Consider the following 19,120-nt stretch of genomic DNA (forward strand, 5'->3'; position numbering starts at 1 on the left):
ATGCGTATTCTGGGGGTGGATCCGGGATTGCGGCGTACGGGGTTCGGCGTGATCGAATCGGAGGGGCCGCGGCTGCGCTATGTCGCCAGCGGGACCATCGTGGTGCCCGCCGACGATGACCTGTCGGCGCGGCTCAAGATCATCCTGGACAACCTGCGGCAGGTCGTGCGCGACACCGCGCCCGACTTCGCCGCCGTCGAGAAGGTGTTCGTCAACACCAACCCCGCCTCGACGCTGCTGCTGGGCCAGGCGCGCGGCGCGGCGCTGTGCGCGCTGGCCGACACCGGGCTGCCGGTGCACGAATACACCGCGCTGCAGATCAAGAAATCGGTGGTGGGCACCGGGCGGGCCGCCAAGACCCAGGTACAGTCCATGGTGCAGCACCTGCTGTCGCTGGACGGCGCCCCCGCGGCCGATGCCGCCGACGCGCTGGCCTGCGCCATCTGCCATGCGCACATCTCCCCCATGGCCGACCGCCTGCGGGAGCATGGCAGCCATCCCGCCTTCGCCCGCCGCGGCACCCGGCTGCGGGCCGGAAGATTAGTATGACGCGCGACGACAAGTCGCCAAGGTGAATTCATGATCGGACGCCTGACCGGAACGCTGGTCGAGAAACAACCGCCCACCGTCTGCCTGGACGTGAACGGCGTGGGCTACGAGCTGGACGTGCCGATGAGCACGCTGTATTCCCTGCCCGAGCTCGGCGCCCGGGTGACGCTGCTCACCCACCTCGCCATACGCGAGGATGCCCACGTGCTGTACGGCTTCGGCACCGCGGCCGAACGCGCCACTTTCCGCGAACTCATCAAGGTCAGCGGCGTGGGCGCCAAGATCGCACTGGCCGTGCTGTCGGGCATGACGGTGGCCGAGCTGTCGCAGGCCGTCACCCTGCAGGAGGCCGGCCGCCTGACCCGCGTGCCGGGCATAGGAAAGAAGACGGCCGAGCGGCTGCTGCTGGAACTCAAGGGCAAGCTGGGCGCCGACCTCGGCGCCGCGGCCGGCCACGCGGTGGCGGACGGACAGGCCGACATCCTCAACGCCCTGGTGGCGCTGGGCTATTCCGAACGCGAGGCCGTGGCCTCGGTGAAGAACCTGCCGGCCGGCGTGGGCGTCTCGGAAGGCATCAAGCTGGCGCTCAAGGCGCTGGCACGTTAGGGCCGGCGGAGGCCGCATGCTCAGGATCTGGGGACGGCGCAGCTCCTTCAATGTACAGAAGGTGCTCTGGTTCGCGGGCGAACTGGGCCTGGCCTACGAGCACATCCCCGCCGGCGGCGAGCACGGCCTGGTCGATACGCCGGCGTTCCGGGCCCTGAACCCGCACGGCAAGGTACCGGTCATCGACGACGACGGCACCGTCGTCTGGGAATCGCACACCATCCTGCGCTACCTGGCGGCCCGCCACGGCGCCCCGGCCTTCTGGCCGGCCGACCCGGCCGAGCGCTCTCGGGCCGAACGCTGGATGGACTGGGCCCACACCGCGCTGCAACCCGCCTTCCTGACCGGCGTGTTCTGGGGCTACTACCGGACGCCCGAGCCCTTGCGCGATCTCGATGCCATCCGCGACCGCGTCGAGGAATGCGCCGGGTATTTCCAGTTGCTGGATGCGCGACTGGCGAACCGGCCGTTTCTGGAAGGCGAACGGCTGACGCTGGCCGACATTCCCGCCGGCACGGCGCTGTACCGCTATTTCAGCCTGGACATCGCCCGGCCCGAGGTGCCCCATGTCAGGGCCTGGTACCAGCGGCTGCAGCAGCGGGCGCCCTATCGCGAGCACGTCATGGTGCCCTTCGGCGAACTGTACGGGCGGCTGGACTACTGAACCGGCGGCGCCCTCCGCAGGCCGGCGCGGAACGGGCTAACATACCAGCAGTTCAAGGCAGAATACCTCCATGGCGATCCAGCCCGACAAGCTTTCCATCCGAGACGACGCCCCCGACATGCGGGTGATCTCTCCGCGCGCCTCGTCTCCCAACGAAGAGGCCATCGAACGCGCGCTGCGCCCCAAGGCGCTCGACGAATACGTCGGCCAGCGCCGCATCCGCGAACAGCTCGAGATCTTCATCGCCGCCGCGCGCAACCGCCAGGAGTCGCTGGACCACGTCCTGCTGTTCGGCCCGCCGGGCCTGGGCAAGACCACGCTGGCCCACATCGTCGCGCGCGAGATGGGCGTCCAGCTGCGCCAGACCTCGGGCCCGGTGCTGGAGCGGCCGGGCGACCTCGCGGCGCTGCTGACCAACCTGGAACGCAACGACGTCCTGTTCATCGACGAGATCCATCGCCTGTCGCCGGTAGTCGAGGAAATCCTCTACCCCGCGCTCGAGGACTTCCAGATCGACATCCTGATCGGCGAAGGTCCCGCCGCCCGCAGCGTCAAGCTGGACCTGCAACCCTTCACGCTGGTCGGCGCCACCACCCGCGCGGGCATGCTGACCAATCCGCTGCGGGATCGCTTCGGCATCATCGCCCGGCTGGAGTTCTATACCGCCGACGAACTGTCCTCCATCGTGACCCGCAGCGCCGGCCTGCTCAACGCCGCCATCGCCGAGGACGGCGCCCGCGAGATCGCGCGCCGTTCGCGCGGCACGCCCCGCATCGCCAACCGGCTGCTGCGCCGGGTGCGCGACTACGCCGAGGTCAAGGCCGGCGGCCGCATCACCGGCGAAGTCGCCCACGCCGCCCTGTCCATGCTGGACGTCGACCCGGCCGGCCTGGACATCATGGACCGCAAGTTGCTGGAAGCGATCGTCTACAAGTTCGACGGCGGCCCCGTCGGCCTGGACAGCCTGTCCGCGGCCATCGGCGAGGAACGCGACACCATCGAGGACGTGATCGAGCCCTACCTGATCCAGCATGGCTACGTCCAACGCACCCCGCGCGGCCGCATCGCCACCCAGGGCACCTACCGCCACCTGGGCCTGACCCCGCCCGCGCAAACCGGTGGCGATCTGTTCTCCAGTTGATACGGAAATGATCAACGCAGGTCCCGGCCCCCTTGGGGGGCTGCCGCGTAGCGGCTGGGGGCTCACCCTACTGGGCGCGCGCAAGCGCGTAGGGGGTACAAAAACAAAACCCGTGCCTGGGCATCCCCCAGGTCACGGGTTCTACTGTGCAGGGCACAGCGACATCAAGTCGGACGAAATCATGAACGGCGTCGATGACGCAGCCATGACAGCACGAAGCGGAATCGTCCAACCATAAAAATAAAGGGTGGAAGCGTCGATAACCCGGACGGCGCCACCCACGCACCCGAAGCCGCACAGGCTTGCAATCAACGCTTCCTGGCGTCTGACGGCGCCGGCGCGCTAAAGTTTCCCGCTTTACAAGCCGTCACATTTGGCACAATGCCCGGATGGCGGCCGGGTGCCCAGGGCCGGCGGGTTGTTTACAATTTCGCCCCAGGGCCTCATCGGCCTCCAAGCTTGCTCGACTCATCCAAGGTTCGCCTCGTGCCCCAACCCGCCAGTGCAGATTTCCGGTTCCCCATCCGGGTCTACTACGAAGATACCGACGCCGGCGGCGTGGTCTACTACGCCAACTATCTCAAGTTCTTCGAACGCGCCCGCACCGAGTGGCTGCGCGCGCTGGGCGTGGAACAGCGCGCGCTGGCGGACGAAACGGGCTGCATCTTCGTCGTGCGCGGCATCGACACCCAGTACCGGCGGCCGGCCGCCCTGGATGATTCCTTGACCATACGCAGCCAGGTCTCCCGCCTGGGCAAGGCATCGATCGATTTCCTGCAGTTTTGCGAACGCGGCGATGAACTGCTCGCAACCGGCAAGGTCCAGGTAGGATGCGTCGATCGCGCGACGCTGCGTCCGCGCGCGCTGCCGTCCGGACTCGTCCGGACGCTGGCGCCGCTGGCGGCCGGACCCGCAACCGATTAACCCCGACATCAACCCCCAGGCATTCTCTTTCGCCCCCCAAAGGACTCTGCATGAACGTCAACCAGGACATGTCCATCCTGTCCCTGATCACCCAGGCAAGCTTTACGGTCCAGTGCGTGATGGCCATCCTTGCCATCGTGTCGCTGATGTCCTGGACCTACATCTTCCGCAAGCATTTCGCCATCAAGCGCGCCAAGCAGCAGACCGAGCGCTTCGAGGCCGACTTCTGGTCCGGGGGCGACCTGAACATGCTGCACCAGGCCGTCGCCACCCGGCGCGGCGAACAGGGCGCGCTGGCGCGCATCTTCGAGGCCGGCATGGCCGAATTCGTCAAGGGCCGCCAGAGCAAGCTGAGCGACGTCAACACGCTGCTGGACGGCTCCCGCCGCGCGATGCGGGCCGCCTACCAGCGCGAGATGGACTCGCTCGAATCCCACCTCGCCTTCCTGGCCTCCACCGGCTCGGTCAGCCCCTACGTCGGCCTGTTCGGCACGGTCTGGGGCATCATGCACGCCTTCCGCGGCCTGGCCAACGTCGAACAGGCCACCCTGGCCAGCGTCGCGCCCGGCATCGCCGAAGCACTGGTGGCCACGGCCATCGGCCTGTTCGCCGCCATCCCCGCGGTGGTCGCCTACAACCGGTTCTCGCACGACATCGACCGGCTGTCCATCCGCTTCGACAGCTTCATCGACGAGTTCCTGAACATCCTGCAACGACAGGTGCGCTGATGCCCTCGATCCGCTCCAGCAACCGCGGCGGCCGAGGCGGGCGCCGCTCCATGAACGAGATCAACGTCGTCCCGTACATCGACGTCATGCTGGTGCTGCTGGTGATCTTCATGGTCACCGCACCCATGATGTCGCCGGGCGTCATCGACCTGCCCACGGTGGGCAAGGCCTCGCAGGTGCCGGTCAAGCCGCTCGAGGTCATCCTGGCCGCCGACGGCAGCGTCACCATCCGCGACCGCGAACGCGGCGACAGCACGCCGCACGCCATCCCGCGCAACGACCTCGCGCGCCTGGCGCGCGAACGCCAGTCCGAACATCCCGACCAGCCCGTCGTCATCTCCGCCGACCGCAAGGCGCAATACGAGTCCGTGCTGAAAGTCATGGACGACCTGCAGCGCCAGGGCGTCAAGCGGGTCGGCCTGCTGGTCAAGCAACAAGGCTCCTGATCGCCCATGGCGCCCAACGACCGATCCAACCGACCTCTCCGACGACCGCCGGAACCCGGCAAGTGGAAAGCCTTCGCCCTGGCGGTGCTGATGCACCTGCTGCTGGCCGCCGCCCTGATCTTCAGCCTGGACTGGAACCGGCGCGCGCCGGGCCCGGTCCAGGCCGAACTGTGGACGGCGCTGCCCGCGCCCAACCAGCCCGAGCCCGACCCCACCCCCACGCCCGAACCGCAGCCAGAACCGGTCAAGCCTCCCCCGCCGCCGCCTCCGCCACCCGAACCCAAGGTGACGCAGGAGAAACCCGACATCGCCATCGAGCAGGAAAAGAAGCGCCGCGAGGCTGAACGGCGCGAGGCCGAGGAGCGCGAGGCCGAGCGCAAACGCGAGCAGCAGAAGCTGGAAGAAAAGAAGCAGGCCGAGAAGCGCGCGCAGGAAAGGAAGGAAGCCGAGCAGCGCGAGGCCGAGAAGAAGAAGGCCGAGCAACTGGCCGCCGACAAGGCCGCGGCCGAAAAGAAAGCCGCGGCCGAGAAAGCCGCGGCGGAGAAGAAGGCCGCCGCCGAGAAGAAAGCCCAGGCCGAGCGCGATCGCAAGCTGCGCGAAGCCTTCCGCAACGACACCGCGCGCGCCGCCGGCCTGGAAGGCGGCCGCGAGGGCGGCACCGCCAGCCGCAACCAGGCGGGCGGCGGCGGGGGCGATCCCGGCTATGCGGACCTGGTGCGCGCTTGCATCAAACCTGGAGTCATTTATAGTGCAAGTGGCAGTTCCTCCGACGGGAACCCCACAGCCGTGTTCCGGGTCCAGTTGCTACCCACCGGGGACCAGGCGGGCGCGCCGCGCCTCCTCCGCTCCTCCGGCGTCCCGGCTTTCGATCGCGCGGTCGAGACCGGTATCCGGCGTTGCGACCCCTTCCCGCGGCCGTCCTCCGGCCGGTACGAGTCCAACATAGAAGTTCAATATCGGATGTTCGACTGATGACATTTGCAAATCCCGCTTTCCCCCCCTCGTCCGCCCTGTCCGGCAGCGCCCGCCTGCGTGACCTCGGCAACCGGCTAGGACGGCGGCTCCTGCAATGCGCCGCGGCCCTGGCCGCGACGGCGTTCGCCCTGGGCTCCGCTCCGGCCCGGGCCCAACTGACCGTCCAGATCTCCGGGGCCGGCGCCAACCAGTACCCGGTGGCCATCGCCAACTTCGAATCGGCCGACCCGCAGGGCAAGGCGATCGCGGAAATCATCCGCGCCGACCTGAACCGCACCGGCCTGTTCCGCATCATCGATGCCGGGGAAACGCCGCTATCGGACTCGGCCGTCATCGGTTTCGCGGCCTGGAAGACCCGCGGCGCCGACGCACTGGCCGTGGGCAGCGTGCAGCGCACGGGCGACGGCCGCTACGACGTGCGCTACCGCCTGGTCGACACGGTCAAGCAGGCACAGATCGATGGCGTGGCCTTCGCGTCGGGCGCGAACGAGATGCGCCGTACCGCCCACCAGATCGCCGACCGCATCTACGAGAAACTGACCGGGGATCGTGGCATTTTCGCAACACGCATCGCCTACGTCCTCAAGCGCGACAACATCTACGAACTGCAGATCGCCGACGCCGACGGCCAGAACGCCCAGACCGCCCTGCGCTCGCGCGAGCCCATCATCTCGCCCGCCTGGTCGCCCGACGGCACCCGCCTGGCCTATGTCAGCTTCGAATCGCGCAAGCCTGTTGTGTACGTGCACACTATCACCACGGGCCAGCGGATACCGGTTGCCAATTTCAAGGGCAATAACAGCGCCCCCGCATGGGCGCCCGATGGCAACCGCCTGGCGGTCGTTCTGACCCGCGACGGACTGTCCCAGCTCTACATGCTGAACGCCGACGGCTCGGGTTTGCGCCGCCTGACCCAGTCTCCGGGCATCGATACCGAACCCACTTTCACGCCCGACGGCCGCGCCATTCTGTTTACCAGCGACCGCGGCGGCAGCCCGCAGATCTACCGCCTGAACGTGGACAGCAATCAAGTCGAGCGCGTCACGTTCAAAGGGACTTACAATATTTCTCCCCAGTTGTCGCCTGATGGCAAAACCTTGCTGTACGTCACCCGCCGCGCCGGCTTCCAGATAGCTTCCCTAGACCTCGCCACCGGTAATGAGCTCGTCCTCACCAACGGCGGCCGGGACGAATCCCCCAGCTTTGCCCCCAACGGAAAGATGATTCTTTATGCAACATCGCAGTCCGGCCGCGGTGTGCTGGCTGCGGTTTCGAGCGACGGTCGCGTTACCCAGACTCTGTCGGTGCTCAACGGTGACGTACGCGAACCCACCTGGGGGCCTTTCCTGAACAATTGATTACCTGAAACGGGCCTCGCTGTCGCGGCGCCGCATCGTTGTCACGTCTTGCAACCTTGCGCGCCGTGGGGCTCATGTGACACTTTAGGATCACGTTTCGGTCTGGTCATCGTCTTTTCCAACCCACTATCGTCCCTCGGAACCCAAGGAAAAAATCATGTCTACTCGTGCATTCAAAATGTTCGTCGTGGCGAGCGTTGTCGCGGTAGTCTCGGCTTGCAGCAGCCCCGTCAAGCTCGATGAGAGCAGCAACGTCCCGGTCGAAGACCGCTCCGGCCAGAACACCGGCGCCAACGCCAACGGCGTCGCCCGTGTCGATACCACCCAGCAAGGCCTGGATCCCCTGAACGATCCGAAGGGCGTGCTGGCCCAGCGCTCGGTGTACTTCGATTTCGACAGCTATGTGGTCAAGGACCAGTACCGTCCCATCGTCGAAAACCACGCTCGCTTCCTGAACAACAACCGCAACCGCAAGGTCGTGATCGAGGGCAACACCGACGACGTCGGCAGCAGCGAATACAACCTGGCACTGGGCCAGCGCCGCTCCGAAGCCGTGCGCCGCATGATGCTGCTGCTGGGCGTGCGCGACGACCAGGTCGAGGCCATCAGCTTCGGCAAGGAAAAGCTCAAGTCCACCGGCACCGATGAAGCCTCGCGCGCCGAAAACCGCCGCGCCGACATCGCCTACCGCTAAGGATCTGCCCTCATGACGCTCCGCACTTCCCGCCTCCGGCTGCTGGCCGCCACCGCCTGCATCGGCGCCAGCTTGACGGGTTTCTCGGCCCACGCGGCCCTGTTCTCCGACGACGAGGCGCGCCAGGCCATCATCGACCTGCGCAAGGAAGTGCGCGAGCGGTCCGATCAGCAAAGCCGCAAGCTGGCCGACGACCTGGCGCAGAGCCAGCGCAGCCAGCTGCAGCTTGCATCGCAGATCGAGCAGTTGCAGCAGGAAATCGCCCGCCTGCGCGGTCAGATCGAGATCCTGACCAAGCAGGTGGCCGATACCCAGCAGGCCCAGAAAGACATCTACCTGGACGTCGACACGCGCCTCAAGCGCCTCGAGCCCCAGACGGCCTCGATAGACGGCCAGCAGGCCACCGTGGGCGCCGACGAAAAGCGCGCCTATGACGCCGCCATCGACCTCTTCCGCAACGGCAACTACGCCGACGCCATTCCCGCCCTGTCGAACTTCGTCCGCCAGTATCCCCAAAGCCCCTATGCGCCCGCCGCCCAGTTCTACATCGGCAGCAGCCACTACGCGCTCAAGGACTACAAGGCGGCCATCGCGCAGCAGCAGGCCCTGGTCAAGAACTTCCCCACCAACGTCCGCGCGCCCGACGCGCTGCTGGTCATCGCCGGCAGCCAGGTCGAACTGAACGACCGGCGCGGCGCGCGCACCACGCTCGAACGCATCGTCCGCGACTATCCTGGCGTACCCGCCGCGCAGACCGCGAAAGACCGTCTCGAATTGCTGAAGTGACGCGAGATCCGTTCAAAATGAAAAGGGCCGGTTCATACCGGCCCTTTTCATTTGACAAAGCGTCGTCAGGTTGCCATAATTTTGGGCTTCGGGTCGCAAGCCCGGCTTAGCCGGGCAGCGAACTCCGTGAGTACGGGGGGTGGTAACTCAGTTGGTTAGAGTATCTGACTTTTAATCAGAGAGTCGAGGGTTCGAGTCCCTCCCACCCTACCAACCATCTTCCGATGGTTGCAGCAAAAAGCCTCCCAAGCGGAGGCTTTTTTGCGTCGGCCCCACCGACGCACCGGCTGGCCGCCCGCTACTCGTTCGTGACCGCCTTCGGATGCAGCCGCAGCGTCGCCTGCGAACTCCCGGCCTGCGCCGCATACGGGCGCATGGCCCGCACGTCGGTCACGTTCTCGATACCTTCTTCCTTGACCCGCTTCAGGAAGCTGACCCGCTCGCGGTAGTACTCCGCGTACATGATCGCATCGCGAACCCGCTGCTCGGCGCGATACAGCGCCAGCCGCGCCTCGTTCAGCGCCTTCTCCGCTTCTCTTTCCGGGGTCGGGGCGTGACTCAGTACCCACCTGCGAAGCCACTCGAGCATCATGCCCTCCAATTGAAGTGAGGCTGGGCAAAGCTTAATCCATGGTCTTCGCCGCCAGCCGATTTTCGCGAATGTTTTACTTTCTCAGATGTAACGCTTTTCACCGCCACCAGGGCGAACCAGCGGCCCGGGCCGATCTATCGTGGGCCCCGCGTCATCGGGCAACAACAGGATGATGGATTCTACGGGCTCCTCCCCCGAAAAGGCGTTACAGCCGCTTGCGATTCCCTCCCGGCCCGCGGCGGCGGCCCGGCGTTAAGCTGGGTGGCTCTGTCAACCAGGAGGCGTTCATGAAGAAATCGGCTTCGGCCGTCTGGAAAGGCGGCATCAAGGACGGCAAGGGCACGCTCAGCACCGAGAGCGGCGTGCTGTCGCAGACTCCCTACAGCTTCCACACCCGCTTCGAGGGCGGCAAGGGCACCAACCCCGAGGAACTGATAGGCGCGGCCCATGCCGGCTGCTTCTCGATGGCCCTGTCCGCCGAACTGGGCAAGGCGGGCATGACGGCGGAAAGCATAGCCACCGCCGCCACGGTCACGCTGGACAAGGTGGGCGATGGCTTCTCGATCACGGCGGTGCACCTGGACGTGGAGGCCGCCATTCCCGGCGCCGCCCAGGCCGCCTTCGAGGCCGCCGCCAACGCGGCCAAGGCGGGCTGCCCGGTGTCCAAGCTGCTGAACGCGCAGATCACGATGGATGCCCGGCTGAAAGCCTGAGGGCGCGCCGGCCTGCCCGGAACGCGCCACTCCGGGAGATCCCTGAAAAAGCGTGGCGCCGCGCCATCATCGCCCGCCGCGCCCAGGCCGCTTGTGATTCAATATATGCCGCGCCGGCGGGGCCGGCACAACAGAATGTCCTGGTCGTGGAGGAATGAGACCGTGCACAACGATGCGGGCGCCACGACGGCGTGGTCCGCTCAGCAATGGACCGCCACCGCCTACCAATTGGCGATGCAGTCGGCCCCTTGCGGCATATTCATGTGCGATGCGCATGGCGTGTTCACCATGGTGAATCCCGCCTACGAACGCATCACGGGTTATTCCTCCAGCCAGTTGATCGGCAAGCAGCGCTTCGACGCACTGCATGACCCGTCGGAACTGGCCTTGCGCCAGGGCGAACTGGCTTCGCCGCCGGTGCGCGACATCGTGGGCCTGCATCCCGACTCTGAAATGATCGCCAGCCAGGGCGCCGAAGCCGACTGGACCTACCTGCGCCGCAACGGCGCGCGTGTCACCGTCACGCTGGCCCTGAGCCGGCTGACCCAGGCCGACGGCCAGACCGCCGGCTACGTGGGCACGGTGTTCGACAACTCGCGCCGCCCCCGCAATGGCCTGCAGCTCTGGCATCTGCTGCACCACGACCCGCTGACGGGCCTGCCCAACCAGGAACTGCTGGAGGAGCGCCTGGGGCTGGCGCTGGAACGCGCGAAAACCGGCAGCGACCCGGTCCTGCTCGTGCTGCTGGAGCTGGACAACCTGCGCAAGCTGCGCGATACCCTCGGCCATGCCGCCGCCGACATCGCCATCAAGCAGGTGGCTGCCCGCCTGAAACGCCTGTGCGGCGACGAGCATGTGCTGGGGCTGATGCGCGGCTCGCTGTTCGTCATGATCTCCACCGGCCGCAACACGCTGTCCGCCGAGCGCGAAGCCGCGCTGCTGGCCGAGGTATCGCGGCCCATCCCGTTCGCGTCGGCGACCCTGCACGTCAGCGCCAGCATCGGGGTCAGCTCCTATCCCACCGCCGGCAATGACGCGCGCGCGCTGCTGCAACGGGCCATGCTGGCCCTGCACGCCGCCAGCCGCAGCGGCGGCGGCACCGCCCGCCACTTCGACTTCGGCATGCAGACCCAGTCGGCGCGCCGCAACCATCTCGAAAGCCTGCTGCGCGAGGCGGTGGAAACACGGCAGTTCTCGCTGGCCTACCAACCGCAGGTCGACCTGCGCACCGGCCACATCACCCGCACCGAGACGCTGCTGCGCTGGCAGCACCCGCGGCTCGGCGCCGTGGGGCCCGCCGAGTTCGTGCCCATGGCGGAAGACCTGGGCCTGATGGACGAGCTGGGCGCGTGGGTCGTCGATACCGCCTGCCAGCAGGCCGTGCGCCTGCATGCCAAGTTCGGCCAGTCGCCGTGCATGGCCATCAATATCTCTCCCACCCAGTTGCGCGATCGCAAGCTTTACGGCGTGGTCGCTTCCGCGCTCGAACGCTGGCAATTGCCGCCGGGCTATCTCGAACTCGAGATCACCGAAGGCCTGCTGCTGGACAACACCCGCCAGGTCTCGGACACGCTGCAAAGCCTGCGCAAACTGGGCGTGGCCATTGCCATCGACGATTTCGGCACGGGCTATTCCAGCTTCGCCTACCTGGCCCGCTTCCCGGTCAACCGCATCAAGATCGACCGCTCGCTAGTGCGGGCGATCTCGTCGGTCAAGAACGGCGACGCCATCATCAGCGCCATCATAGGCATGGCCCATGCGCTGGGCATCAAGGTCACCGCCGAAGGCGTGGAGACCGCGGCCCATGCCCGCCGCCTGGGCGAACTGGGCTGCGATGAGGCGCAGGGATTCTGGTTCTCGCGGCCGCTGACCGCCCAGGCGCTGGAGAACGCGCTGGCGCCCATCGCCTGAAGTCTAGGGCCTGTTCACGCTGGAAGGAGGCTCGCACAGGCCGGGAATGGGTCCTAGTCCGGTCCGGACGGCCCGCCCTGCGCTTGCGCCAGGGTCTGCGCCTGGGCCGGCTCGTGCACCGATCTATAGGGCCCATGCCCCGGTGCCAGGGGCGGTTCCGAGCGCATCGGCGACTTGCCTTGCGGCAGCGCCGAGACCGGAGCCCATTGCGGGTCGGGAATCTCGGCGAACACCTGACGGAGCCGCTCGCCCCACGACGAGTGGATCATCCGGAAATAGTCGTTGTCGTGGTCGATCATCGCGAATTTGGTCACGCACAGGCTGTCCTTCTCGTACACCAGCAGGTCCAGCGGCAGGCCGACCGACACATTGGACCGCAGCGTGGAATCCATCGAGATCAGCGCGCACTTGGCCGCCTCGTCCAGCGGCATCGAGGGCGTCAGCACGCGATCCAGGATGGGCTTGCCGTACTTGGCCTCGCCGATCTGGAAATACGGGCTCATGGTCGAGGCCTCGATGAAATTGCCCGCGGCATAGATCTGGAACAGCCGCATCGGCTGTCCCTGGATCTGGCCGCCCAGCAGGAAGCTGCAATTGAACTCGATGTTGAAATCGCCCAGCGCGCTGCCGTGCATGCGATGGACTTCGCGCACGGCCCGGCCCACCAGGCAGGCCGCCTCGAACATGTTGGGCACGTTCCACGGCGTGGGCAGGTCCGGGTCCGAGGGTTCGGACAGCAACTGCACGACCGACTGGGTCAGCGCCAGATTGCCGGCCGTCAACAGCACCATGACGCGCTCGCCGGGCTGCTCGAACACGGTCATCTTGCGGAAAGTGCTGACGTGGTCCACGCCCGCGTTGGTACGCGTGTCCGCCAGGAACACCAGGCCCTGGTCCACGCGCGTCGCCACACAATAGGTCATACCGGAATCATGCTGGTCGGAATATTGAACAATTCTAGCGCCGGCTTCCGAGGGGCGCATGGATGGGCAGGCCCCCGCCGTGCGGGGGCTCATTGCCCGGCGCCCACCCTGACGTCGACCGCCATCGCCTCGGCGCCGCCCCCCACCCGCATGCCGCGGACCGGCGCGGCGCTGTCGTAGTCGGCACCGACAGCGATGCGGCAATAGGGGCCGGAAGCATAGCGGCCATGGGTCACGTCCACGGAAACCCAGCCTTCGTCCAGCCAGACATCGGCCCACGCATGGCTGGCCGCATGCGGGACGTCGCCCGGATCGATATAGCCGCTGACATAGCGCGCCGGCACGCCCTGGGCGCGGCAGCAGGCGATGAGCAGGTGGGAATGGTCCTGGCATACGCCCTGGCCCAGCGCCAGCGCCTCGGCCGCGGTGCTGGTCACCTGGGTGATGCCGGAACGGTAGGCCACGCGCTCCTGGATGCGGCACGCCAGCTCGAGCAGGGCCGACGGCCTGTCCAGCGGCCCGGTGTCGCCCGCCAGTTCGCGCACGGCCGCGTCGGCCTCGGTCAGCCGCGTCGCGCAGGTGAAATGTTCGAGCGGGATGCGCCCCGGGCCTTCCCCCAGCCGCCCGTCGCGCAGCGGCGTCGTCTCGACCTCGCCGCGCACGGCGAACTTCATCTCCGACAAGGGCCGCGTCATGACCAGCATCTGGACCGCGTTGCCATAGGCGTCCGTGGCCATGTCCAGCTTGCCGGGCGCGTTCAGGTCCCAATGGACGACGACCTGCGCCGGACCCGATCCCGGCACCAGCCGCAGTTGCTGGATCGAGTAGAGCACCGGCGCATCGTAGCGATAGGTGGTCTCGTGATAGATGAACAGGCGCATGATGGATATCCCCTCAGACGGTCAAGGGCAGGAGGAAGGCCGCGCTGATCTTGTTGCCCAGGATGGCGATGCGCCCCAGGAACTCGGTCAGGTACAGGTGCAGGCCTCGGGACAGGATGGGCCGTATCTCGGCATACAGCAATTCGGCGCGCAGCCGGCCGGCCTCGCGCTCGCAATCGCGGGAGTTGTCCGTCCTGAGCATGGCAAGGTTCTCGCACACGTGGTCCAGCGAGGCAAGCAGCGATCTCGGCATGGACGGGTTCAGGATCAGCAGCTCGGCCACGCGTTCGGGGACCAGCACGTCCCGATAGACTTGCCGGTATGTCTCCAGCCCCGACACCGAACTCAGGATGGAGGTCCAGTAATAGAAATCGTCGAGCGGCGCCCCGGAGGACGCGCGCGAGGCCGGCGCGCCGTCGGCGAAGCGCACGTCCAGGATGCGCGCGGTATTGTCCGCGCGCTCCAGGAAGGTCCCCAGCTGGGTGAAATAGAAAGCCTCGTCCTTGAGCGCGGTGCCCAGGGTCACGCCGCGCGACAGGTGCGAACGCAGCTTGACCCACTCGAACACCGAGTCCGGGTCCACCGCCAGCATGCCTTCGTCGATCTGGCGGTTGAAGTCCAGCCAGGTATGGTTGATGGTCTCCCACGACTCCGTCGTCAGCGCGCCGCGCACCGCGCGGGCGTTTTCCCGGGCGGCGCGCAGGCTGGACAGGATGCTGGAAGGATTGCCGGGGTCGGCCACCATGAAACGCAGCACGTTGTCCGCCGTCACCGCGTCGTAGCGGCCGGCGAAAACCTCGCCCAGTTCGGATATCGCCAGCACGGCCCGCTGGCTGCGCAGCGCGCTTTCGTCGGTCTGGGGCAGCAGCAGCGCCTTCATGGTGACGTCCAGCATGCGCGCGGTGTTCTCGGCCCGCTCCATGTAGCGGGCCATCCAGAAAAGATGGTCGGCGGTGCGGCTCAGCATGTCTTTTCCTCCGTGCCGGCGCCTTCGACGGCGTCGAGTACCCAGGTATCCTTGGTTCCGCCGCCCTGCGAGGAATTCACGACCAGCGATCCCTCGTGCAGCGCGACGCGTGTCAGGCCGCCCGCCACCATGGAGACATTGCGGCCCGACAGCACGAACGGCCGCAGGTCGATGTGGCGCGGCGCGACGCCTTGCTCGACGAAGGTCGGGCAGGTCGACAGCGCCAGCGTGGGCTGGGCGATGTAGCCCTGCGGCCTGGCCAGCAGACGGGCGCGGAAGGACTCGATCTCGGCGCGGCTTGCCGTCGGGCCCACCAGCATCCCGTAGCCGCCCGCTCCATGCACCTCCTTGACCACCAGCTCCGGCAAGTGCGCGAGCACGTGCGAGAGTTCGTCGGGCTTGCGGCACTGCCAGGTCGGCACATTGCTCAGGATGGGTTCCTCGGACAGATAGAACGCGATCATGTCCGGCACGAAGGGATAGATGGACTTGTCGTCGGCCACCCCGGTCCCGATCGCGTTGGCCAGCGTGACGCGGCCCGCGCGGTACACGGACAGCAGCCCCGGCACCCCCAGCGCCGAGTCGGCGCGGAAGGCGATCGGGTCGAGGAAGTCGTCGTCCAGCCGGCGATAGATCACATCCACCCGCCTGGGCCCGCGCGTGGTGCGCATGAAAACGGTGTTGTCGGCAACGAACAGGTCGCTGCCCTGCACCAGTTCGACGCCCATCTGCTGCGCCAGGAACGCGTGTTCGAAGTAGGCGGAATTGAAGATGCCCGGCGTCAGCACGACCACGGTGGGATCGTCCACGCCCATGGGCGCGACCGAACGCAGGTTCTCCAGCAGCAGGTCGGGGTAGTGGGCCACGGGCGCGATCCGGTTCTGCACGAACAGCTCCGGGAAGAGCCGCATCATCATCTTGCGGTTCTCCAGCATGTAGGACACGCCCGACGGTACCCGCAGGTTGTCCTCGAGCACGTAGAACGTGCCGTCGCGGTCGTCGCCGGCCTTGACGATATCGACCCCGGCGATATGGGCATAGATGTCGCGCGGCACGTCCACGTCCTGCATCTCGGGCCGGTACTGGGCATTGGTGTAGACCTGCTCGGCGGGCACCACGCCGGCGCGCACGATGTGGCGTTCGTGGTAGACATCGTGGATGAACATGTTCAGCGCGCGCACCCGCTGGGCCATGCCCCGCTGCAGCAACTGCCATTCGTCCGCGGGGATGATGCGCGGGATCAGGTCGAACGGGATCAGCCGTTCCACGTCGCCGGCATCGCCCCCCAGCGCGAAAGTGATGCCGACCCGCCGGAACACCAGATCGGCCTCCGCTGGCTTGCGCGCCATGGTGTCGCCGCTCTGGCGGTCCAGCCAGGCGCAGAACCGCTGGTAGTGCCGGCGCACGACGCCGGTCTCGAATTGCATCTCGTCGTAGGACAGCATGGGCACCTTCGTTCCTGGCCATATCCGAAGCTGCTCAAGCAAGGGCCGTACCGGGATGGCATGCACGCGCATCGTGCGCGGACACGTCCCGCGGCGGCAGGGCCGCCGGAAAACGCACCATGCGGAAGAACGCGTGCGCCGATCGGAAACCATGCGGCACCAGGGCGGTGCACGGTGCCTCGCCGCATCGATCGGCGAGCCATATTCTTATTGATATGGTTGATAAGATAATTTCATATCATTTTGCATACCTCGACGCATACAATGGCCCGGACACGGACGCGGGCATGCCGCGCCACCCTGCCAGACACGGAGACCCCATGCTCGACAAGACCGCTCCCGATGCCGCGCGCCGCGCCTATTACGACCGCATCGCGCAGAAGAACCTGAGCCCCCTCTGGGAATCCCTGCACACCCTCGTCCCGCCCCAGCCGCAGCCGCGATGCGTGCCCGCGATCTGGAAGTACGAGAAGATGCGCGCCGACGTCATGGAGTCGGGCTCCATCATCAGCGCCGAGGAAGCCGTGCGCCGGGTGTTGATCCTGGAGAACCCCGGCCTGAAGGGCCAGTCGGCCATCACCCAGACGCTGTACGCGGGCCTGCAACTGATCCTGCCCGGCGAGATCGCTCCCAGCCACCGCCACACCCAGTCGGCCCTGCGCTTCATCGTCGAAGGCAAGGGCGCCTACACGGCGGTCAACGGCGAACGCACCACCATGCATCCCGGCGACTTCATCATCACGCCGTCCTGGACCTGGCACGACCACGGCAATCCCGCCGAAGCCGAAGGCGGCGAGCCGGTGGTGTGGCTGGACGGCCTGGACATCCCGCTGCTGCGGTCGCTGGATGCCGGTTTCGCCGAGAACTATCCCGAGGCCTCGCAGCCCGTCATGCGTCCCGAGGGGGACAGCTTCGCGCGCTACGGCTACAACATGGCGCCCGTGCGCCACACCTTCAGCGGCACGTCCTCGCCCATCTTCAACTATCCCTACGAGCGCTCGCGCGAAGCGCTCGACCAGCTGGCGCGCCGCGGCGAGCTCGATCCCTGGGACGGCGTCAAGCTGCGCTACGTGAACCCCGCCACCGGCGGCTACCCCATGCCCACCATGGCGACCTTCATGCAATGGCTGCCGGCCGGTTTCCAGGGCAAGACCTACCGCACCTCGGACTCCACCGTGTTCAGCGTGGTCGAGGGCCAGGGCAGCGTGCGCATCGGCGACGAAGTCTTCCAGTTCGGACCGCGCGACGTGTTCGCGGTCCCGCCCTGGAAGCCGGTGCAACTGGCCGCGCTCGAAGACGCGGTGCTCTTCAGCTATTCTGATCGTCCGGTGCAGGCCGCGCTGGGGCTGCTGCGCGAAGAGCGCATCGCCTGATCTCCTTTCCCATCCCTACACCCAAAGGTTATCCGCCCATGTCGTACGTATTCCAACCCGAAGCGGTCACCACGCTGCCCGTCGCCGGCAGCAACGAACAGTTCCCCGTGCGCCGCGTCTACTGCGTCGGCCGCAACTACGCCGCCCACGCGCGCGAAATGGGCTTCGACCCCGACCGCGAACCGCCGTTCTTCTTCTGCAAGCCGGCCGACGCCGTGGTGGCCGTGCCCTACGGCACGACGCTGGACCTGCCCTACCCGTCCGAGACCTCGAACTTCCACTACGAGATCGAACTGGTCGCCGCCATCGGCAAGTCCGGCTCCAACATCCCCGTCGAACAGGCGCTGGAATACGTCTGGGGCTACGCCGTCGGGCTGGACATGACCCGCCGCGACCTGCAGATCAAGATGCGCGAGGTCGGCCGTCCCTGGGAACTCGGCAAGGCCTTCGACCAGAGCGCGCCCACCGCTCCCCTGCACAAGGCCTCCGACGTCGGCAACATGGACAACGCCGAGCTGTGGCTCAAGGTGAACGGCCAGGACAAGCAGCGCAGCGATACTTCCAAGCTGATCTGGTCCATCGCCGAGACCGTGGCCTACCTGTCCAAGTACTTCCGCCTGGAACCGGGCGACCTGATCTTCACCGGCACCCCCGAAGGCGTGGGCCCGGTGGTCAAGGGCGACCTGATGGAAGGCGGCGTGGCCGGCCTGGGCGAACTGAAGGTCCGCGTGGTCTGAGGCCGGACGAGCCGACATGGAACTCTACAGTTTCTTCAACAGCTCGACCTCGTACCGGGTCCGCATCGCGCTGGGGCTCAAGGGCCTGGCCTACGAATACCGCGGCGTCAACATCCGCAAGCTGGAACACCGCGCGGCGGACTACGTGGCCAGGAACCCCTCGGCCAACGTCCCACTGCTGGTCGACGGCGAGGTGCAACTGGGGCAGTCGCTGGCCATCATCGACTACCTCGACGCCACCTATCCCGAGCCGCGCCTGATCCCCCAGGACAAGATGCGGCGCGCCCGCGTGCTCGAGGTCGCGCTGGCCATCGCCTGCGACATCCATCCGGTCAACAACCTGCGCATCCTGAAGTACCTCACCGACGTCATCGGCGTCACCGAGGAACAGAAGAAGGCCTGGTACGACCACTGGATCCAGGACGGCCTGGCCGCCGTCGAGCGCCTGCTCCAGGCCCACGGCTCCGGCCCGTACTGCTTCGGCGACGCGCCCACGCTGGCCGACTGCTGCCTGGTCCCCCAGGTCGGCAACGCCCAGCGCATGGGCTGCGACACCTCGGCCTACCCCCGGGTGATGGCCGTGTACGAGCACTGCCAGCAGCAGCCGGCCTTCCAGCAGGCAGCGCCAGCCAAACAGCCGGACTATAGTAGTTAGTTACCCCCCCCCCTACGCCCTTACGGGCGCCCCCCAGGGGGCGATGCGGGTG

21 protein-coding genes and 1 tRNA gene are annotated in these 19,120 nt (G+C 67.0%); 17 read left to right on the plus strand and 5 right to left on the minus strand.

Annotation, left to right across the window (positions count from 1 at the left end):
* From ruvC to N5K27_RS26655, 12 genes are all read left to right on the plus strand, one after another.
* Positions 1 to 549: a crossover junction endodeoxyribonuclease RuvC gene (gene ruvC, locus N5K27_RS26600; protein ID WP_279820493.1), complete on the plus strand. Its 549-nt coding sequence runs from the start codon at positions 1 to 3 to the stop codon at positions 547 to 549.
* A gap of 30 nt (positions 550 to 579) precedes the next feature.
* Positions 580 to 1,155 carry a Holliday junction branch migration protein RuvA gene (gene ruvA / locus N5K27_RS26605; RefSeq protein ID WP_279820495.1) on the plus strand — a complete coding sequence of 192 codons (576 nt, stop codon included), beginning with the start codon at positions 580 to 582 and terminating at the stop codon, positions 1,153 to 1,155.
* 16 nt (positions 1,156 to 1,171) lie between these two features.
* On the plus strand, positions 1,172 to 1,819 hold the full coding sequence (locus N5K27_RS26610) for a glutathione S-transferase (protein ID WP_279820497.1): 648 nt from the start codon (positions 1,172 to 1,174) through the stop codon (positions 1,817 to 1,819).
* A 70-nt stretch (positions 1,820 to 1,889) separates the two neighbouring features.
* The gene (gene ruvB / locus N5K27_RS26615) at positions 1,890 to 2,960 is read left to right on the plus strand and encodes a Holliday junction branch migration DNA helicase RuvB (RefSeq protein WP_087837712.1); all 1,071 of its coding nucleotides are present in this window, start codon (positions 1,890 to 1,892) and stop codon (positions 2,958 to 2,960) included.
* A 486-nt stretch (positions 2,961 to 3,446) separates the two neighbouring features.
* On the plus strand, positions 3,447 to 3,884 hold the full coding sequence (gene ybgC, locus N5K27_RS26620) for a tol-pal system-associated acyl-CoA thioesterase (RefSeq protein ID WP_243724537.1): 438 nt from the start codon (positions 3,447 to 3,449) through the stop codon (positions 3,882 to 3,884).
* Positions 3,885 to 3,934: 50 nt separating this feature from the next.
* Positions 3,935 to 4,612, plus strand: coding sequence for a protein TolQ (tolQ, locus tag N5K27_RS26625; protein WP_087837714.1), 678 nt, complete (start codon positions 3,935 to 3,937; stop codon positions 4,610 to 4,612).
* Positions 4,612 to 5,058, plus strand: coding sequence for a protein TolR (tolR, locus tag N5K27_RS26630; protein ID WP_087837715.1), 447 nt, complete (start codon positions 4,612 to 4,614; stop codon positions 5,056 to 5,058). The genes tolQ and tolR overlap by 1 nt, the downstream gene beginning before the upstream one ends.
* Positions 5,059 to 5,064: 6 nt before the next feature.
* Positions 5,065 to 6,030, plus strand: a complete 966-nt coding sequence (tolA, locus tag N5K27_RS26635) for a cell envelope integrity protein TolA (protein ID WP_087837716.1) — start codon at positions 5,065 to 5,067, stop codon at positions 6,028 to 6,030.
* Positions 6,030 to 7,391, plus strand: coding sequence for a Tol-Pal system beta propeller repeat protein TolB (tolB, locus tag N5K27_RS26640; protein ID WP_087837717.1), 1,362 nt, complete (start codon positions 6,030 to 6,032; stop codon positions 7,389 to 7,391). Before tolA ends, tolB begins: the two co-directional genes overlap by 1 nt.
* A gap of 157 nt (positions 7,392 to 7,548) precedes the next feature.
* Positions 7,549 to 8,085: an OmpA family protein gene (locus N5K27_RS26645; RefSeq protein ID WP_279820501.1), complete on the plus strand. Its 537-nt coding sequence runs from the start codon at positions 7,549 to 7,551 to the stop codon at positions 8,083 to 8,085.
* A gap of 12 nt (positions 8,086 to 8,097) precedes the next feature.
* A complete protein-coding gene (gene ybgF / locus N5K27_RS26650) occupies positions 8,098 to 8,871 on the plus strand; it encodes a tol-pal system protein YbgF (RefSeq protein ID WP_087837719.1) in 774 nt (257 codons plus the stop codon).
* Between the two features lie 136 nt (positions 8,872 to 9,007).
* Positions 9,008 to 9,084 (plus strand) — tRNA-Lys (locus tag N5K27_RS26655).
* Between the two features lie 85 nt (positions 9,085 to 9,169).
* On the opposite strand, the gene N5K27_RS26660 is transcribed toward N5K27_RS26655, so the two are convergent.
* The gene (locus N5K27_RS26660; protein ID WP_130360781.1) at positions 9,170 to 9,460 is read right to left on the minus strand and encodes a hypothetical protein; all 291 of its coding nucleotides are present in this window, start codon (positions 9,458 to 9,460) and stop codon (positions 9,170 to 9,172) included.
* A 290-nt stretch (positions 9,461 to 9,750) separates the two neighbouring features.
* Here N5K27_RS26660 and N5K27_RS26665 point away from each other — a divergent pair, with 290 nt between their 5' ends.
* Together N5K27_RS26665 and N5K27_RS26670 are read left to right on the plus strand one after the other, a co-directional pair.
* A complete protein-coding gene (locus N5K27_RS26665) occupies positions 9,751 to 10,176 on the plus strand; it encodes an OsmC family protein (RefSeq protein ID WP_279820504.1) in 426 nt (141 codons plus the stop codon).
* 162 nt (positions 10,177 to 10,338) lie between these two features.
* The gene (locus tag N5K27_RS26670; RefSeq protein WP_279820506.1) at positions 10,339 to 12,087 is read left to right on the plus strand and encodes a GGDEF domain-containing phosphodiesterase; all 1,749 of its coding nucleotides are present in this window, start codon (positions 10,339 to 10,341) and stop codon (positions 12,085 to 12,087) included.
* A gap of 53 nt (positions 12,088 to 12,140) precedes the next feature.
* Here N5K27_RS26670 and N5K27_RS26675 read toward each other — a convergent pair whose 3' ends face one another.
* From N5K27_RS26675 to N5K27_RS26690, 4 genes are all read right to left on the minus strand, one after another.
* A complete protein-coding gene (locus N5K27_RS26675; protein ID WP_279820508.1) occupies positions 12,141 to 13,010 on the minus strand; it encodes a proteasome-type protease in 870 nt (289 codons plus the stop codon).
* A gap of 89 nt (positions 13,011 to 13,099) precedes the next feature.
* Entirely contained in the window at positions 13,100 to 13,891 is a 792-nt protein-coding gene (locus N5K27_RS26680; protein WP_279820510.1) for a transglutaminase family protein, read from the minus strand.
* A 13-nt stretch (positions 13,892 to 13,904) separates the two neighbouring features.
* The gene (locus tag N5K27_RS26685) at positions 13,905 to 14,858 is read right to left on the minus strand and encodes an alpha-E domain-containing protein (protein ID WP_087837735.1); all 954 of its coding nucleotides are present in this window, start codon (positions 14,856 to 14,858) and stop codon (positions 13,905 to 13,907) included.
* Complete coding sequence (locus tag N5K27_RS26690) at positions 14,852 to 16,303, minus strand: circularly permuted type 2 ATP-grasp protein (protein WP_279820512.1); 1,452 nt, start codon at positions 16,301 to 16,303, stop codon at positions 14,852 to 14,854. Before N5K27_RS26690 ends, N5K27_RS26685 begins: the two co-directional genes overlap by 7 nt.
* A gap of 320 nt (positions 16,304 to 16,623) precedes the next feature.
* On the opposite strand from N5K27_RS26690, the gene gtdA reads away from it, so the two are divergent.
* From gtdA to maiA, 3 genes are read left to right on the plus strand one after another with little or no spacing between them, the layout of a single operon-like run.
* Positions 16,624 to 17,676, plus strand: a complete 1,053-nt coding sequence (gene gtdA, locus N5K27_RS26695; protein ID WP_279820514.1) for a gentisate 1,2-dioxygenase — start codon at positions 16,624 to 16,626, stop codon at positions 17,674 to 17,676.
* A 38-nt stretch (positions 17,677 to 17,714) separates the two neighbouring features.
* On the plus strand, positions 17,715 to 18,413 hold the full coding sequence (locus tag N5K27_RS26700) for a fumarylacetoacetate hydrolase family protein (protein ID WP_087837738.1): 699 nt from the start codon (positions 17,715 to 17,717) through the stop codon (positions 18,411 to 18,413).
* A gap of 16 nt (positions 18,414 to 18,429) precedes the next feature.
* Entirely contained in the window at positions 18,430 to 19,068 is a 639-nt protein-coding gene (maiA, locus tag N5K27_RS26705; RefSeq protein WP_087837739.1) for a maleylacetoacetate isomerase, read from the plus strand.
* Positions 19,069 to 19,120: the final 52 nt, after the last annotated feature.

Source organism: Pigmentiphaga sp. GD03639 (genome assembly GCF_029845405.1).
In the GTDB taxonomy this organism is placed as follows: Bacteria; Pseudomonadota; Gammaproteobacteria; order Burkholderiales; family Burkholderiaceae_B; genus Pigmentiphaga; species Pigmentiphaga daeguensis.

Bases quoted from the DNA above. Each gene is read 5' to 3' on its own strand.
- ruvC (WP_279820493.1), top strand. From the start codon at position 1: ATGCGTATTCTGGGGGTGGATCCGGGATTGCGGCGTACGGGGTTCGGC.
- ruvA (WP_279820495.1), top strand. From the start codon at position 580: ATGATCGGACGCCTGACCGGAACGCTGGTCGAGAAACAACCGCCCACC.
- N5K27_RS26610 (WP_279820497.1), top strand. From the start codon at position 1,172: ATGCTCAGGATCTGGGGACGGCGCAGCTCCTTCAATGTACAGAAGGTG.
- ruvB (WP_087837712.1), top strand. From the start codon at position 1,890: ATGGCGATCCAGCCCGACAAGCTTTCCATCCGAGACGACGCCCCCGAC.
- tolQ (WP_087837714.1), top strand. From the start codon at position 3,935: ATGAACGTCAACCAGGACATGTCCATCCTGTCCCTGATCACCCAGGCA.
- tolR (WP_087837715.1), top strand. From the start codon at position 4,612: ATGCCCTCGATCCGCTCCAGCAACCGCGGCGGCCGAGGCGGGCGCCGC.
- tolA (WP_087837716.1), top strand. From the start codon at position 5,065: ATGGCGCCCAACGACCGATCCAACCGACCTCTCCGACGACCGCCGGAA.
- tolB (WP_087837717.1), top strand. From the start codon at position 6,030: ATGACATTTGCAAATCCCGCTTTCCCCCCCTCGTCCGCCCTGTCCGGC.
- N5K27_RS26645 (WP_279820501.1), top strand. From the start codon at position 7,549: ATGTCTACTCGTGCATTCAAAATGTTCGTCGTGGCGAGCGTTGTCGCG.
- ybgF (WP_087837719.1), top strand. From the start codon at position 8,098: ATGACGCTCCGCACTTCCCGCCTCCGGCTGCTGGCCGCCACCGCCTGC.
- N5K27_RS26660 (WP_130360781.1), bottom strand. From the start codon at position 9,460: ATGCTCGAGTGGCTTCGCAGGTGGGTACTGAGTCACGCCCCGACCCCG.
- N5K27_RS26665 (WP_279820504.1), top strand. From the start codon at position 9,751: ATGAAGAAATCGGCTTCGGCCGTCTGGAAAGGCGGCATCAAGGACGGC.
- N5K27_RS26675 (WP_279820508.1), bottom strand. From the start codon at position 13,010: ATGACCTATTGTGTGGCGACGCGCGTGGACCAGGGCCTGGTGTTCCTG.
- N5K27_RS26680 (WP_279820510.1), bottom strand. From the start codon at position 13,891: ATGCGCCTGTTCATCTATCACGAGACCACCTATCGCTACGATGCGCCG.
- N5K27_RS26685 (WP_087837735.1), bottom strand. From the start codon at position 14,858: ATGCTGAGCCGCACCGCCGACCATCTTTTCTGGATGGCCCGCTACATG.
- N5K27_RS26690 (WP_279820512.1), bottom strand. From the start codon at position 16,303: ATGCTGTCCTACGACGAGATGCAATTCGAGACCGGCGTCGTGCGCCGG.
- gtdA (WP_279820514.1), top strand. From the start codon at position 16,624: ATGCTCGACAAGACCGCTCCCGATGCCGCGCGCCGCGCCTATTACGAC.
- N5K27_RS26700 (WP_087837738.1), top strand. From the start codon at position 17,715: ATGTCGTACGTATTCCAACCCGAAGCGGTCACCACGCTGCCCGTCGCC.
- maiA (WP_087837739.1), top strand. From the start codon at position 18,430: ATGGAACTCTACAGTTTCTTCAACAGCTCGACCTCGTACCGGGTCCGC.